Here is a 14,451-nt window from a genome sequence, read left to right on the forward strand (position 1 = left end):
CCTGGTGCCCCGGACGACCCGTCCGGTGCACGGGGACGGGATCAGTACCAGTTGACGGCCTGCGAGTGCGACCAGGCGCCGCAGGGCGATCCGTAGACGCCCGAGATGTAGTTGAGACCCCAGGTGATCTGCGTCGCGGGGTTCGTCTGCCAGTCGGCGCCGGCCGTCGCCATCTTGCTGCCGGGCAGCGACTGCGGGATGCCGTAGGCGCCGCTGGAGCCGTTGGAGGCGTAGACGTTCCAGCCCGACTCTTTGTTCCACAACGAGACGAGGCAGTCGTACTCGCCGGTGCCCCAACCACGGGCGGACACCATGCCGGCGGCGATGGCCTTCGCGCTGCCGGGATCGGGGGTACCGGCAGCGGGGGCCGGAGCCGGACTCGCGGACTTCGACGTCGACGCGGTGGAGGCGTCGGCGGCGACGGAGTCGTCAGCCTCTTCGGTCACGACCGGCTCGGGCTCGGGCGGGGGCGGAGGGGGCGGCAGGGTGACGTCGTAGCCGTCTCGATCGGCCGTGGAGGCCGACGCGCCGATGACGGAGTACGACTGCCCGGGCGCGACCAGCACGCTGGCGCCGCCGACGACGCGGGTGGTCGCCTCGGCACCGGAGATCGGGTTCACGAGCGAAGCCGAGACGAATGCGAACGACGCGACGAAGCCGCATGCCGGGAGGATGTACCGCCCCCGACGGCGCCGAGGCGCAGGGGTCGGAGCGGCCACGGCCAGACTCGACGCGGGGACCATACGGCGTGCCGCGATGGGTCTCGCGACGAGCGCCGGGTGCTCTCGAGGAGTGATGCCGGTCGTCGGAGTTGCAGCGTGCCTACCCATAAGTGGACTAAGAATAACCGAAGTCCCGGGAACTGGCCAGGACGACGTCGTGCGTGTCTCAGCGGGAGGCGATCCCCTCGGCGGGCACGGGGAAGACGGATCGTCGTGCGCAGGCCTGCGCACAGGGAGGTTCGACGGGTGGATTCAGCGGACGGCGAGCATCACGTCGACGACGGCGTCGAGCAGCACGTCGACCTGGACCTCTCGGTACCCGCCCCGCTTCGCACGGAAGACCACGGCGCGGACGTCGTCGATGCTCAGGGCCTCGCCGTCGCCGAAGTACCCCTTCAGCCTGCGGACGAAGCGGTCGACGTCGGCGGGGTGGTAGCCCTGCGTGACGATGCCGACCCGGTCGAACCGGTGGCCCGTCGGCCGATCGAGACGCGCCACGATCTCCTCCGCCGCCGAACGCGCACCCGCGAACCAGGCGGCGTCGCCCTCGCCGGCGAGCGATCGTTCGCGCTCGCGACTCGCGAAGGCGTCTTCCAGGCGTTCGAGGGCCGCATCGACGTGCGACGTGGAGTAGCCGCCCTTGGCCATCGTGAAGGCCGTGCGACGGATCTGCTCGGAGTCGATCGACGTGGACCGCGTGGCGCGCGTGGGCGCCGCGCCCGAGTACGCCGCGCGGGCCTTCTCCAGGAACGACTCGACCTCGGTCACGTCGTAGCCGAGTCGACCGTGCTGAGCCATCGGGAATGTCGTCTTCACCAGACCATCATGCCGCACCGGCGCCCTGGGGCCGCCTGAGCGGATGCCCCGTGCGTCAGGTGACGATGAGGTACAGGGCGTAAGCCGCGGCCGCCGAGGGCAGCGTGCTGTCGAGCCTGTCGAGGAATCCGCCGTGGCCCGGCAGCCAGGTCGAGATGTCTTTGATCCCCAGGTCGCGCTTGATGAGCGACTCGGAGAGATCGCCGATGGTCGCCGTCACGATGATCACGCCACCGAGGATGAGACCGAACCACCAGGCCTCGTCGAGCATCAGCCACGACAGCAGGACCGCCGCGATGAGACTCGCGGCGACCGACCCGGCGAAGCCCTCCCAGGTCTTCTTCGGGCTGATCCGCGGAGCCATCGGGTGCTTGCCGAACGACAGGCCCGTCGCGTAGGCCCCCGTGTCGACGGCGATCACGATGATCAGCGCGGCGAGAGTCCAGTTGGCGCCGTTCGGCTGAGCGGCCATCAGCGCCATGAAGCTGCCCAGGAACGCGCAGTAGATCTGCACGAACGCGCCGGCGCCGATGTCGCGGGCCACCGAGGAGGCGGTGGTCCGGTGTGAAGGACGCACCAGTTCGACGAGCCGCCACGCCGACACCACGAGGATGCCGCCCACCAGAGCCAGCCACTGCCCCTGTGCACCGAAGTAGAAGGCGGCGGGGACGATGGCGACACCGGCGAGGACGCTCGGCAGTCGCGGTACGTCGCGACCCGCGAAGCGGAGTGCGCTCGCGAGCTCGAAGCACAGCGAGCCGATGAGGGCCGCCGCCACGATCATGAAGAACGCCGGCTCGAAGATCAGGCTGACGAGCACGGCGCCGCCGAGACCGACGCCGACGCCGATGGCCGCGGGGAGGTTGCGCCCCGTGCGGGCGGTCAGCTTCTCGTTGCGGGCACCGAGCGCGGCGCGGCGCGTGCGGAGCTGGTTCTCGAGGTCGTGACGAGCGGCCTGCGCCCTGGCGTCGAAGTCGGCCCGACGGCTACCGAGGGTGGTCTTGGGGGTCGGCCCCGAATCGTCAGGACGAGGGCCGTCAGGAGCGTCGCTCATCTAGACCTCGAGCAGCTCGGCTTCCTTCTTCTTCAACGCCTCGTCGATCGAGTCGATGTACCCCTTGGTCAGAGCCTCGAGGTCTTTCTCGGCACGAGCGACCTCGTCGTCGCCGACCTCGGACTTGAGGGCGTCGAGGTCGTCCTTCGACTTGCGTCGGATGTTGCGGATCTGCACCTTGGCGTCCTCGCCCTTGCTGCGCACGATCTTGACGAACTCCTTGCGGCGCTCCTGCGTCAGCTCGGGGATCGTGACGCGGACGAGCGTGCCGTCGTTGGTCGGGCTCGCGCCGAGGTTCGGGAAGGTCGCGATCGCCTTCTCGATCTCCTTGAGCGCCGTCTTGTCGTACGGGGTCACGATCATCGTCCGCGCCTCCGGCACCTGGAGGGATGCCAGCTGCGCCAGAGGGGTCGGGGTGCCGTAGTAGTCGACGGGGATCTTCTGGAAGAGCGCCGGGTTGATGCGCCCGGTGCGGACCTGACCGAAGTCGGTCTTGGCGGACTCGAGTGCCCGCTCCATCTTCTCGCGCGTCTCGTTCTGTACGTCGTTGATCGCCACAATGCTCCCTTGATTCGTTGTCGAGCTTAGTCGTCAGTTGCTGACGAGGGTTCCGATGCGCTCGCCACGGATGGCCCGGGCGATGTTGCCGCCGCCCTCCATGCCGAACACGTGCATGGGCATGCCGTTGTCCATGCAGAGGCTGAAGGCGGTCGAGTCGACGACCTTGAGCCCCTTGACCAGCGCCTCCTGGTAGGTCAGCGTCTCGAGCTTGACCGCCGAGGGGTCGTGGCGGGGGTCGGCCGAGTAGACGCCGTCGACCCCGTTCTTGGCGACGAGCACCTCGTCGGCGCCGATCTCGAGGGCGCGTTGGGCCGAGACGGTGTCGGTCGAGAAGTAGGGCAGACCCGCACCGGCGCCGAAGATGACGACCCGGCCCTTCTCGAGGTGGCGCTCGGCGCGACGCGGGATGTACGGCTCGGCTACCTGGGTCATCGAGATGGCGGACTGCACGCGCGTCGCCGCGCCCGCCTGCTCGAGGAAGTCCTGCAGGGCGAGGGCGTTCATCACGGTGCCCAGCATGCCCATGTAGTCGGCCCGGCCGCGGTCCATGCCCCGCTGGCTCAGCTCGGCGCCACGGAAGAAGTTGCCGCCGCCGACCACCACGGCGATCTCGACGTCCTGGGCGGCGTCGGCGATCTCTCGGGCGATGGCGCCCACCACGTCGGGGTTGACGCCCAGCTGGCCGCCGCCGAAGGCCTCGCCGGAGAGTTTGAGGAGGACCCGTCGGCGTCCGGTGATGTCTGATGTCATGTGGGGTCTCCTTCGTTCATGGCCGTAGCCAGGTTAGCGACTCGGCGCTGGACGCTGTCCGCCGGACCGGGATCGGCGGCGGACACGGAAATGGGGCCTGAGACGTATGACCGTCTCAGACCCCATCGCGTATGTGGCTAGGCGCCGACCTTGATCCGGGAGAAGCCCTGGATCTCGATGCCGGCCTGCTCGACGACCTTGGCGACCGACAGCTTGCTGTCCTTCGCGTAGGCCTGGTCGAGCAGTGCGATCTCCTTGAAGAAGCCGGTCAGGCGACCCTCGATGATCTTCGGCAGGGCTGCCTCGGGCTTGCCCTCGTTCTTCGCGGTCTCTTCGACGATGGCGCGCTCTTTCGCGACGTCGTCGGCGGGGACCTCGTCGCGCGACAGGTACGTCGGCGCAGCGAAGGCGACGTGCTGGGCGATCGAGCGGGCGGTCTCAGCATCCGAACCGGTGTAGCCCACGACCACGCCGACCTGCGGGGGCAGGTCCTTGGAGGTCTTGTGCAGGTAGATCGCGAACTCGGAGCCCTCGACGCGAGCGACCGAGCGGAGCTCGACCTTCTCGCCCATGAGAGCCGCCTCGTCGTTGACGAACGCCTCGACGGTCTGGCCGCCGATGGCGGCCGCGTTGCCCTCTGCGGCGGTCGCCGCACCCGCGGCCGAGACGGCCTCGAGCACGGAGTCGGCCAGGGCGATGAACTTCTCGTTCTTCGCGACGAAGTCGGTCTCGCTGGCGAGCTCGATGATCGTGGCGTAGCCGGCGGAGGCCTTGGCGGCCACGAGACCCGCGGTGGTCTGACGGCCCTCGCGCTTGGCGACGCCCTTCAGTCCCTTGACGCGGAGGATCTCGACGGCCTTCTCGATGTCGCCGTCGGCCTCGACGAGAGCGTTCTTGCTGTCCATCATGCCCGCACCGAGGCGGTCACGGAGGGTCTTGACGTCAGCGGCGGTGAAGTTTGCCATGTCTGACTTCCTTTCGTGGAGTCGGAGTGAGGAGGTGCGTTACTTCGAGTCGGCCGCGGCGTCGGCGTCGGCCGGCTCCGCAGCGGTCTCGACGGTCGCCTCGGCGACGGGCTCGGCGACCGGCTCGCCCAGGGGCTTCGCGGCGACCTGAGCGTCGGCGTCGTTCTCCTCCGTGGGGAGCGGCTCGGCGGCGGGCGCCTCGGTCGCGGCGTCGGCGGCCTTGGCCTCGCCCTGGGCGAGCAGCTCGGCCTCCCACTCGGCGAGGGGCTCGACGGGCTGGTCGGCGTCTTCGGGCTTCTGGTGACGCTGGACGAGGCCCTCGGCGGCGGCGTCGGCGACGATGCGCGTCAGCAGACCGACGGAGCGGATCGCGTCGTCGTTGCCGGGGATCGGGAAGTTGATCTCGTCGGGGTCGCAGTTGGTGTCGAGGATGCCGATGACCGGGATGCCGAGCTTCTTGGCCTCGTCGATCGCGAGGTGCTCTTTCTTGGTGTCGACGATCCAGAGCGCCGACGGCGTCTTGGTGAGGTTGCGGATACCACCGAGCGTCTTGTGCAGCTTGTCGAGCTCGCGCTTCTTGATCAGGAGCTCTTTCTTGGTGAAGCCCTGGGTGGTGTCGTCGAAGTCGATGTCCTCGAGCTCCTTCATGCGGGCGAGGCGCTTCGACACGGTCTGGAAGTTGGTCAGCAGACCACCCAGCCAGCGCTGGTTCACGAAGGGCTGGCCGACACGGTTGGCCTGCTCGGCGATGGAACCCTGAGCCTGCTTCTTGGTGCCGACGAAGAGGATGGTGCCGCCGTGGGCGACGGTCTCCTTGACGAAGTCGTACGCGCTGTCGATGTAGCCGAGCGACTGCTGCAGGTCGATGATGTGGATGCCGGAGCGCTCGGCGAGGATGAATCGCTTCACCTTCGGGTTCCAGCGGCGGGTCTGGTGTCCGAAGTGGACGCCGCTGTCGAGCAGCTGGCGGATGGTGACGACGGCCATGGTCGTTCTCCTGTTTCTGGGCGCACACGCTGGTGCACCGGATTGTCGGTTGTCGGACGACCGGTCGGTCGTCGCTGCCTGGTGCCCGGGCGCACCTCCGCCGCTCGCACCCTGGGATGCGGTCGGACCGAATGGAGATGGAGGCCGGTGACGAACGGAACCGGACGGACCGGCTCGCGATCGGTGCGTCCGAAGACGCACTGGGCACGCGAAGTCAGCCTGCTGAGCAGGCTGCATCGATCATGTTAGCACCACGCGAGAACGCCCCGACCGGCAGCCGGTCGGGGCGTTCTGGGGCGTGTCGGACGTCAGGCCCTGGAGCGCTTGGCGTCGATGGATCCGTCGAGCGCCGAGACGCCCATCTCTTCAAGGGAACGGCCCTTGGTCTCGGGGATCTTCGCGAAGACGAAGAAGAACGAGACGAGGGCGAAGAAGGCGAAGATGCCGTACGACAGCGTGAGGCTGAGGGCGGCGAGGCTCGGGAACGACACCGTGACGATGAAGTTGGCGATCCAGTTCGCCATGCTGCCGACGCCGAGCGCTGTGGCACGGATGCTGTTGGGGAACATCTCGCCGAGGAGGACCCACATCAGCGGACCCCAGGTCGCACCGAACGAGACCACGAAGAGGTTCGCCGCGACGAGCGCGACAGGGCCCCAGGCACCCGGCAGCGACGGGTCGCCGGAGGCGGTGGTCGTCGCCTGGCTGAATGCGAGCGCGGTGACGGCGAGGCTCAGGAACATCCCGACGGAGCCGGTGAGCAGCAGCGGGCGACGACCGACCTTGTCGACCAGGCCGATGGCCACGAAGGTCACGGCCACGTTGACGACGGCGGTGATCGTGGAGATGAGGAAGGAGTCCTCCTCCTGGAATCCGACGGCCTGCCAGAGGGTGGTCGAGTAGTAGAAGATCACGTTGATGCCGACGAACTGCTGCAGGACGGCGAGGATGATGCCGACCCAGACGATCGGCTGCAGGCCGAAGCGCTTGCCCCGGATGGACGACTTCGTGTCGAGGTCCGCCTCGGTCTTGATCGAATCGGTGATCTCCTTCAGGCTCGTGTCGACCGTCTCGGTCGGGACGATGCTCTCGAGCACCTTGCGGGCCTCGCCCTCCCGGCCTTCGCCCGCGAGGTAACGGGGCGACTCGGGCAGACGCCATGCCAGCACGCCGTAGACGACCGACGGCACGACGCCGACGAGGAACATCCAGCGCCAGGCGGCGAGACCGAAGAGCGACGGCTCGGACGCGCCGCCCGCGGTGACCGCGAACAGCTGGTCGGAGAGGAGGGCGACGAAGATGCCGAGCGTGATGGCCAGCTGCTGGAACGACGCGAGTCGCCCGCGGATGGCCTTGGGCGAGACCTCGCTGATGTAGGCCGGTGCGATGACCGAGGCGATGCCGATGCCGAGTCCGCCGATGACGCGCCAGAGAACGAGGTCCCAGACGGCGAAGGCGGCAGCCGCGCCGATCGAGCTGACGAGGAACAGCGCGGCGCCGATCAGCATGACCTTGATGCGGCCCATCTTGTCGGCGAGACGACCGGCGACGTAGGCGCCGATCGCGCAGCCGATCAGGGCCGAGGCGACGGCGAAGCCTGACGCGAACTCGGTCAGACCGAACTCGTCGGTGATCGACGACACCGCGCCGTTGATGACGGACGAGTCGAATCCGAAGAGGAAGCCTCCGACGGCCGCGGCCACCGCGAGCGCCGTCACCCGCCTGTTCAGCTTCTTGGCTTCCGCTGGATCTGCTGCCGAGTTCGACACGGTTCTCCTTCTTGCTCGGAGGAGGAGGGCGCGCCTCGACTCCTCCACAACGTCGTGCACCGGGTGTCCGTGCACCGATGAACGATACGCCTCGGCGGAGCGAGGTGCACGCTCGGCAGAATTTGCGGATGCGCCTCGTCGACCGTGCCTCGTCTCGTCACCGTGCCCGCGCCTCCTCGATGGGGGCCGGGGTCGGGTCCCTGGTCGTCGGGTGGCGTCCGAGGCTCGGGGGCGCGTCGCTGCTGGTGCTGCTCGTCGTGATGGCCGGGGGTGCGGACGGGACGGCGGGCGCGGCGGGCGACCCGGTGGGCGGCGCACCCGTCGTGACCGTCGGGTCGGTGCTCTGGTCGTGGCCGGTGGCGCCACCGCACCCGGTCGTCCGCCCGTTCGTCGCACCCGAGCACGCGTGGTCACCCGGTCACCGCGGCATCGACATCGGGGCCGCCGTCGGCGAACCCGTGCTGGCACCCGACGACGGCGTCGTGCGCTTCGCGGGCACGGTGGTCGACCGGCCGGTCCTCTCCATCACGCACTCCGACGGTCTGCTGAGCAGCTTCGAGCCGGTCACGACGGAGCTGACCGCCGGCGACGCCGTCACCGGCGGCGACGTCGTCGGTCTCGTCGTCGCCGGCCACTCCCCCGACGTCGACGCCGTGCACCTCGGCGCCCGTCGCGACGGCGAGTACGTCTCCCCGCTGCTGCTGCTCGGCGGCGGACGCCCGTCGGTGCTGCTGCCGACCCGCCCCGTGGGGTGAGGCGCGCCCGGCGGTCAGGCCCGGGGGTGCGCCGAGCGGTAGCTCTCGCGGAGCCGTTCCGTCGAGACGTGCGTGTAGATCTGGGTCGTGCCGAGACTGGCGTGGCCGAGCAGCTCCTGCACGGCCCGGAGGTCGGCGCCCCCGTCGAGCAGATGCGTCGCCGCCGTGTGCCGCAGCGCGTGCGGACCGGCGGGGCCGGCACCCGGGATGTCGCCGAGGAGGCGCGCGACCAGTCGGTGGACGGCTCGCGTGCCGAGGCGGCCCCCCTCCGCTCCGACGAAGAACGCGGTCGTGCCCGGCTCGCCGCCGGCCGCGACGAGCGAGGGCCGTGCCCGATCGAGGTACCGACCGAGCGCCTCGGCCGCTGGCACCCCGAAGGGCACCACGCGCTGCTTCGCCCCCTTGCCCGTCACCCGCACCATGAGCCGACCGAGGTCGACGTCGGCGAGGTCGGCGCCGACGAGCTCGGAGACCCGGAGACCCGACCCGTAGAGCAGCTCGACGACCGCGAGGTCGCGGCGGGCACCGGGGTCGTCGGTGTCGGCGCGGAGCTCGAGCGAGCGCAGGACGCCGTCGATCTGGGGCTCGGTGAGCACCCGAGGCAGGCGGCTCTCGGCCTTCGGCGCCCGGAGCCGGACCCCCACGTCGACGGCCGTGCGGCCGGTCTCCTCCAACCAGCGGGTGAAGGCGCGGGCGGTGGCCGATCGACGGGCGAGCGTCGCCCGTGCCAGACCGGAGCGGGTCGCCCGATAGAGCCACTCCCGGAGCAGATCGAGGTCGAGATCGGCGACGCGCGGGTCGCGACCGAGGTGGACGGCGGCGAAGGCGACGAGGTCGGCGAGATCGGAGCGATACGACCTGATCGTGTGCTCGCTGAGCCCGCGGCCGTGCCGCAGGTGCTCCACGAAGGCCTCGACGTCGATCATCACGCCAGAGTAGTCACCCGGTCGAGAGCGGCGACCCTGCGCCCAGCCCTCGCTCACCCCGGGCGCCGTCGCCGCCACCCTCCCGCCTCGCGCTCCACGAGACCGTCGAGCTCGAGCTCGGCGAGGACCTCGCGTGCGCGATCCGTCGACAAGCCGCTCGCGACCGCGACCTCGTCGGTGCTGCGATCGACGCGGGTGCTCAAGGCGTCACGGACGCGGAGTCGCTCGGGGTGCTCGCGTGGACCGGGGGCGGCGCCCGTCGGAACGGCGCGCCCGGGCACGAGCTCGAGGACGTCGTCGACGGAGGTGATGCAGGCGCCGAGCCCCGAGCGGATCAGCGCGTGGCACCCCACCGACGACGGCGAGGTGATCGGACCGGGCACGGCCCCCACCGGCCGTCCGATGGCCTGGGCGTGTGCGGCGGTGTTCAGCGCACCAGACCGCCGACCGGCCTCGACCACGACGGACACGGCCGACAGCGTCGCGATCAGCCTGTTCCGCTGCAGGAACCGCCATTTGCTCGGCGTGCTGCCGCAGGGCGACTCGGAGACGAGGAGCCCCTTCTCGACCACCGACCTCAACAGCGTGTCGTGGCCGCTCGGATAGAAGCGGTCCACTCCCCCGGCCATGACGGCGACGGTGGGCCCCTCCGACACCAGCGCCGCGCGGTGCGCCATCCCGTCGATGCCGTACGCGCCACCGGAGACGATCGTGAAGCCCCGGTCGCAGAGCGCGCTGCTGAGATCGGCCGCGACCTGCTCGCCGTAGGCGGTCGACGCCCGACACCCCACGACGGCGATCGTCGACGCCACGGTCGGCAGGTCGGCCGAGCCTCGGAGCCAGAGCGCGGCCGGCGCATGGTCGCCCAGATCGTCGAGCACCACGGGCCATTCGTCGTCGCCGGGGACGACGAGTCGTAGCCCGATGGCCGTCGCCGCCCGGAACGACGACCGGATGCGGACGTCGTCGGTGCGCGGTTCCCACCGCGACAGCGCCCGGGCGATCCGCCGATCGGAGATCTCCTCCGGGTCGACTCCGGCCTGCCGAAGCGCCTGCCCGAGCAAGGACGGATCGCCTTCGGAGACGCGTCGGTCGACCGACTCGAGGACGACACGCAGGGCGACGGCCGCCCCGAGGACGCGCCGAGCGAGACCTCCCACGGCATCGCCCGGCTCGACGACTGCCGACCATGCGCCGAGGGCGAAGGCCTCCACCGCCCGTGCGCCGTCACGGCGGAGAGGCCCCACGACGGCGGCGAGATCCGAGCTCGAGGCCGTCAGCAGCTCGTTCACGACGATCTCCGGAGCGCGAGGGCGCCCAGCACGTGCGACCGTTCGGGCCGGTCGACGCCGTCGAGGTCGGCGAGGGTCCACGACACGCGGAGCACCCGGTCGTAGCCGCGCATGGTGAGCGCCCCGGTCTCGAGGGCGTGGTCGGCGGGCAGACTCACGGCGACCGGCAGGCGGTTGTCGCGCTCGCGCAGCCAGACGCCGGGCACCTCGGAGTTCAGCCGCCACGGGGTCGACGCGAGACGGTCGGCCGTCCGCGCCCGCGCCTCCTCGACTCGTCGCCTCGCTTCGGCCGTCGACGGTCGGACGGACTGCTCGGACAGTCGGAAGGCCGCCGAGCCGATCCGGGCGACCCTCAGCTGGAGATCGATGCGATCCACGAGAGGACCGGACAGCTTCGCCAGATACCTGCGACGGTGATGCGGCGAGCACTCGCAGCGGCCGTCTCGTGCTCCGTACTGCCCGCACGGGCAGGGATTGGCCGCCGCGACCAGCTGGAACCGCGCGGGGAACCGCGCGACGGCTCGAGCACGGTGGATCACCGCCTCGCCGGACTCGAGCGGTTGACGCAGGCAGTCGAGCACCGTCCGCGAGAATTCGGGTGCCTCGTCGAGGAACAGCACGCCCCGTGTCGCACGGGAGGCGGCGCCTGGGCGGATGATGCCGCTGCCGCCCCCGATGAGGGACGCCGCGCTGCAGGTGTGATGCGGGCTCTCGAAGGGCGGACGACGGTCGAGCGCGCCGTCGACGGGCCGTCCGGCCAGCGACCGCACACTGCCGACCTCGAGCGCGGCGTCGAGGTCGAGATCGGGCAGGATGCCGGGCAGCCGCGCCGCCAGCATCGTCTTGCCCGCCCCCGGCGGACCCACCATCAGGAGGTGGTGCCCACCGGCCGCCGCCACGATCAGCGCCTGCACCGCGTCGGAGTTGCCGACGACGTCGGCGAGGTCGGGTCGCGGGCCGTCGACGGCCGACGCGAGTCCGATCGGACGCGGTCGCACGATCGCCTCCACCGGCTCGGGGGTCAGATCGGCGCCGTGCCAGATGGCCGCCTCGCGGAGACTCGCCGCCGGGACGATGCGGATCCCCGGGACGAGCCCGGCCTCGGCGGCGTTGTCGCTCGGCACCATGACCGTCTCGGCCCCTGCCCGACGCGCCGCCAGCACCGCCGGCAGGACGCCGTCGACGGGTCGGAGTCTGCCGTCGAGACCGAGCTCACCGAGATGGACGATGCGCCCGACCGACACCGCCGAGACGAGGTCGGCCGCAGCGAGGGCCGCCATCGCGATCGCCAGATCGAACGACGAGCCCTGTTTGGGCAGCGACGCCGGCGAGAGGTTGACCGTCAGCTTGCGGGTCGGCAGAGCGCAGCCCGTGTTCGTGGCGGCGGCCCGCACCCGGTCGCGCGCCTCGCCGAGCGACGTGTCGGGCAACCCGATGATCATGAAGGCCGGCAGCCCCTGCCCCATGTCTGCCTCGACCTCGACCAGAGCGCCCTCGAGCCCCAGCAGCGAGACCGCCCGCGTGCGACCGATGCTCATGCGCCCGCCCCACGCACGTGGTCGATGCGCTCGTGGCCCTGGCACCTCTCGATCGTGATGCCGACGACGTCGATCCGCAGGCCGCGGCCCCGCCCGGGATTCGCTCGCGTCCACGCCGCGGCCAACCGCCGGAGCCGTGCCAGCTTCGACGCCGTGACCGACTCGAGGGCGTGGCCGTAGCCCGTGCCCGACCGGGTCTTCACCTCGATCACCACCACGTCGTCGCCGTCGAGGGCCACGAGATCGATCTCGCCCTCGCGGCACCGCCAGTTCTTGTCGACGACGCGCATGCCCTGCGCCTCGACCCACTCGGCGGCCACGTCTTCGCCGCGCCGCCCCAGATCATCCTTCTTCGCCATATCGGCCTCCTCGACGAGAAGCGTCGCGGAGGCCGGCTCGGCTCAGGCGCCGTGCGGAGCGGAGTGTGGAGCGATGCGCGCCCCGACCGACCGGGGAGGGATCAGCTGACGGGTCTCACTCGTCGAGCGCGAGCTCTTTCGGCAGCTCGAGATCGCGGGCCGTCAGCTCTTCGACGTTGACGTCTTTGAAGGTCAGCACACGCACCGACTTCACGAAGCGATCGGACCGGTAGACGTCCCATACCCAGACGTCGGTCATGCTCAGCTCGAAGTAGAAGTCGTGCTCGGTGTCGCGGCGGACGAGTTCGACCTCGTTCGCCAGGTAGAACCGTCGCTCCGTCTCGACGACGTAGCGGAACTGCGACACCACGTCGCGGTACTCGCGGTACAGCGCGAGCTCGACCTCGCGGTCGTAGTCTTCGAACTCGTCTTCGTCCATCGAGAAGACATCCTACGCGGAGCGCGAGAGGGTGTCGGGCACGACGGACGCCCGAGCGTCAGTGCAGCCAGGTCAGGCGATGCAGGGGCGACGGCCCCAGCTCGGCCAGCGCGCCGAAGTGCGAAGACGACCCGTACCCCTTGTTGCCCGACCAGCCGTAACCGGGGTGCTGGACGTCGGCCTCGATCATCAGGCGGTCGCGTTCGACCTTCGCGATGACCGACGCGGCGGCCACGGAAGCGCAGTCCCGATCGGCCTTGACGCGCGTGGTGATGCGCGGCGGGGTCGCCAGCTGCGGCGAGAGGTAGTCGTGGTTGCCGTCGAGGACGACCACGGAGCGCATGATGCCCACCCCCTGGTGATGCAGGGCCGTGAGGGCACGCCGGCCCGCCAGGCCGAGTGCGGCGACGATGCCGATCTCGTCGACCTCGTGGGCCTCGGCGAACCCGACCGCGTGATGCGACACCCAGGCCGTCGCCACGGGGTAGAGCGCTTCGCGGCGCTTCTCTGAGAGCAGCTTCGAGTCGCGGAGGCCGGTCGGCATCTCGATGCACCCGACGGGCACGGCGCCCAGGCCGACGGCCACCGGCCCCGCGATCGCGCCCCGACCCACCTCGTCGCAGCCGATGACCCACTCCGCGCCGGCGGCGTGCAGCTCGCGCTCGACGTCGAGGGTCGGATCGACGACGACCATCAGTCGCCCTCGCCCTCGCGCTCGATGCCGCGGAACACCTCGGGGTGGTCGTCGAGCCACTGCCAGCGGGTGTACGGCCAGCTGACGACGAAGGCCCGCCCCACGACGTCGCTCATCGGGACGAAGCCCTCGCTCGGCGTCGAGCCGTTGTAGCGGCTGTCTTTCGAGTTGTAGCGGTTGTCGCCCATCACCCAGAGCGAGTCGGCCGGCACCGTCACCGAGAAGTCGTCGCCCGATACCCGCGTCTCGCCGGGCGGGAGGAGGACGTACGGCTCGGTGAGCGGGACGCCGTTGACGGTCATCTGGCCGAAGTCGTTGCAGCAGGCGACGGTGTCGCCCGGCAGCCCGATGACCCGCTTGATCAGGTGGTCGTTGCTGTCTCGCGTGCCGAGACCGACCTGGGTGAGGAACCACGCGAGACCGTCGGCGACCGGATTGCCCGAACCCGTCGTGACCGGGGCGGTGCCGTCGAGCCAGCCACCCGGATCGGTGAACACCACGACGTCGCCGCGCTGGACGTCGACGACGTCGGGGACGAGCTCGTTGACGATGATGCGATCGTCGATCTGCAGCGTGTTCTCCATCGACCCGGAGGGGATGTAGAACGAGCGGATCAGGAACGTCTTGACCAGGAACGAGATCAGCAGCGCCGCGAGGAAGATCACGAGGATGTCGCGGAGGAACACGCCGAAGCCCCGAGGGCGGTCGTCGTCTCGCGTGGGTCGCAGACGGTGCCGATGTGAAGATGTCTTGTTTGTCATTTAACCGCCCGAGCTCCCCGCCATCGTATACGGCGGGGAGCTCGGGAGGGATCTAGGAGGCGA

Annotated in this window: 16 protein-coding genes; 1 reads left to right on the top strand and 15 read right to left on the bottom strand. The window is 70.3% G+C overall.

Going from position 1 to position 14,451, the window contains the following annotated elements; genetic code table 11:
- Positions 1 to 41: 41 nt before the first annotated feature.
- The 8 genes from IFT51_RS14920 to IFT51_RS01220 all read right to left on the bottom strand — a co-directional run bounded on the left by IFT51_RS14920 (position 42) and on the right by IFT51_RS01220 (position 7,624).
- Positions 42 to 719, bottom strand: a complete 678-nt coding sequence (locus IFT51_RS14920) for a lytic transglycosylase domain-containing protein (protein WP_320478158.1) — start codon at positions 717 to 719, stop codon at positions 42 to 44.
- A 255-nt stretch (positions 720 to 974) separates the two neighbouring features.
- Positions 975 to 1,538, bottom strand: coding sequence for a DivIVA domain-containing protein (locus IFT51_RS01190; protein ID WP_243214611.1), 564 nt, complete (start codon positions 1,536 to 1,538; stop codon positions 975 to 977).
- Between the two features lie 55 nt (positions 1,539 to 1,593).
- Positions 1,594 to 2,592, bottom strand: coding sequence for a phosphatidate cytidylyltransferase (locus IFT51_RS01195; protein WP_192058297.1), 999 nt, complete (start codon positions 2,590 to 2,592; stop codon positions 1,594 to 1,596).
- Positions 2,593 to 3,111, bottom strand: a complete 519-nt coding sequence (gene frr / locus IFT51_RS01200) for a ribosome recycling factor (protein WP_197981716.1) — start codon at positions 3,109 to 3,111, stop codon at positions 2,593 to 2,595. It abuts the gene before it with no gap.
- A 72-nt stretch (positions 3,112 to 3,183) separates the two neighbouring features.
- Positions 3,184 to 3,903 carry a UMP kinase gene (gene pyrH / locus IFT51_RS01205; RefSeq protein WP_192058301.1) on the bottom strand — a complete coding sequence of 240 codons (720 nt, stop codon included), beginning with the start codon at positions 3,901 to 3,903 and terminating at the stop codon, positions 3,184 to 3,186.
- Positions 3,904 to 4,040: 137 nt separating this feature from the next.
- Positions 4,041 to 4,868, bottom strand: coding sequence for a translation elongation factor Ts (gene tsf, locus IFT51_RS01210; RefSeq protein WP_192058304.1), 828 nt, complete (start codon positions 4,866 to 4,868; stop codon positions 4,041 to 4,043).
- Positions 4,869 to 4,907: 39 nt separating this feature from the next.
- The gene (gene rpsB, locus IFT51_RS01215; protein WP_192058306.1) at positions 4,908 to 5,855 is read right to left on the bottom strand and encodes a 30S ribosomal protein S2; all 948 of its coding nucleotides are present in this window, start codon (positions 5,853 to 5,855) and stop codon (positions 4,908 to 4,910) included.
- Between the two features lie 308 nt (positions 5,856 to 6,163).
- A complete protein-coding gene (locus IFT51_RS01220) occupies positions 6,164 to 7,624 on the bottom strand; it encodes a sugar porter family MFS transporter (RefSeq protein ID WP_192058308.1) in 1,461 nt (486 codons plus the stop codon).
- A 128-nt stretch (positions 7,625 to 7,752) separates the two neighbouring features.
- Between IFT51_RS01220 and IFT51_RS01225 the strand changes: the two genes are divergently transcribed.
- Positions 7,753 to 8,379, top strand: a complete 627-nt coding sequence (locus tag IFT51_RS01225) for a M23 family metallopeptidase (protein ID WP_244636761.1) — start codon at positions 7,753 to 7,755, stop codon at positions 8,377 to 8,379.
- A 14-nt stretch (positions 8,380 to 8,393) separates the two neighbouring features.
- On the opposite strand, the gene IFT51_RS01230 is transcribed toward IFT51_RS01225, so the two are convergent.
- The 7 genes from IFT51_RS01230 to lepB form a co-directional block, all read right to left on the bottom strand.
- Positions 8,394 to 9,305, bottom strand: coding sequence for a tyrosine recombinase XerC (locus IFT51_RS01230; RefSeq protein WP_192058310.1), 912 nt, complete (start codon positions 9,303 to 9,305; stop codon positions 8,394 to 8,396).
- A gap of 53 nt (positions 9,306 to 9,358) precedes the next feature.
- Positions 9,359 to 10,597 (bottom strand): DNA-processing protein DprA, encoded by a 1,239-nt coding sequence (dprA, locus tag IFT51_RS01235; protein ID WP_192058311.1) that lies wholly within the window; start codon positions 10,595 to 10,597, stop codon positions 9,359 to 9,361.
- A complete protein-coding gene (locus IFT51_RS01240; RefSeq protein ID WP_192058312.1) occupies positions 10,594 to 12,135 on the bottom strand; it encodes a YifB family Mg chelatase-like AAA ATPase in 1,542 nt (513 codons plus the stop codon). The genes dprA and IFT51_RS01240 overlap by 4 nt, the downstream gene beginning before the upstream one ends.
- Entirely contained in the window at positions 12,132 to 12,494 is a 363-nt protein-coding gene (locus IFT51_RS01245; RefSeq protein ID WP_192058314.1) for a YraN family protein, read from the bottom strand. Before IFT51_RS01245 ends, IFT51_RS01240 begins: the two co-directional genes overlap by 4 nt.
- 115 nt (positions 12,495 to 12,609) lie before the next feature.
- Positions 12,610 to 12,933 carry a DUF2469 family protein gene (locus IFT51_RS01250; protein ID WP_055796429.1) on the bottom strand — a complete coding sequence of 108 codons (324 nt, stop codon included), beginning with the start codon at positions 12,931 to 12,933 and terminating at the stop codon, positions 12,610 to 12,612.
- A gap of 58 nt (positions 12,934 to 12,991) precedes the next feature.
- Positions 12,992 to 13,627 carry a ribonuclease HII gene (locus tag IFT51_RS01255; RefSeq protein WP_192058317.1) on the bottom strand — a complete coding sequence of 212 codons (636 nt, stop codon included), beginning with the start codon at positions 13,625 to 13,627 and terminating at the stop codon, positions 12,992 to 12,994.
- A complete protein-coding gene (lepB, locus tag IFT51_RS01260; protein ID WP_192058318.1) occupies positions 13,627 to 14,388 on the bottom strand; it encodes a signal peptidase I in 762 nt (253 codons plus the stop codon). The genes IFT51_RS01255 and lepB overlap by 1 nt, the downstream gene beginning before the upstream one ends.
- Between the last annotated feature and the right edge of the window lie 63 nt (positions 14,389 to 14,451).

This window comes from Frigoribacterium sp. CFBP 13712 (assembly GCF_014842255.1).
GTDB lineage: Bacteria > Actinomycetota > Actinomycetes > Actinomycetales > Microbacteriaceae > Frigoribacterium.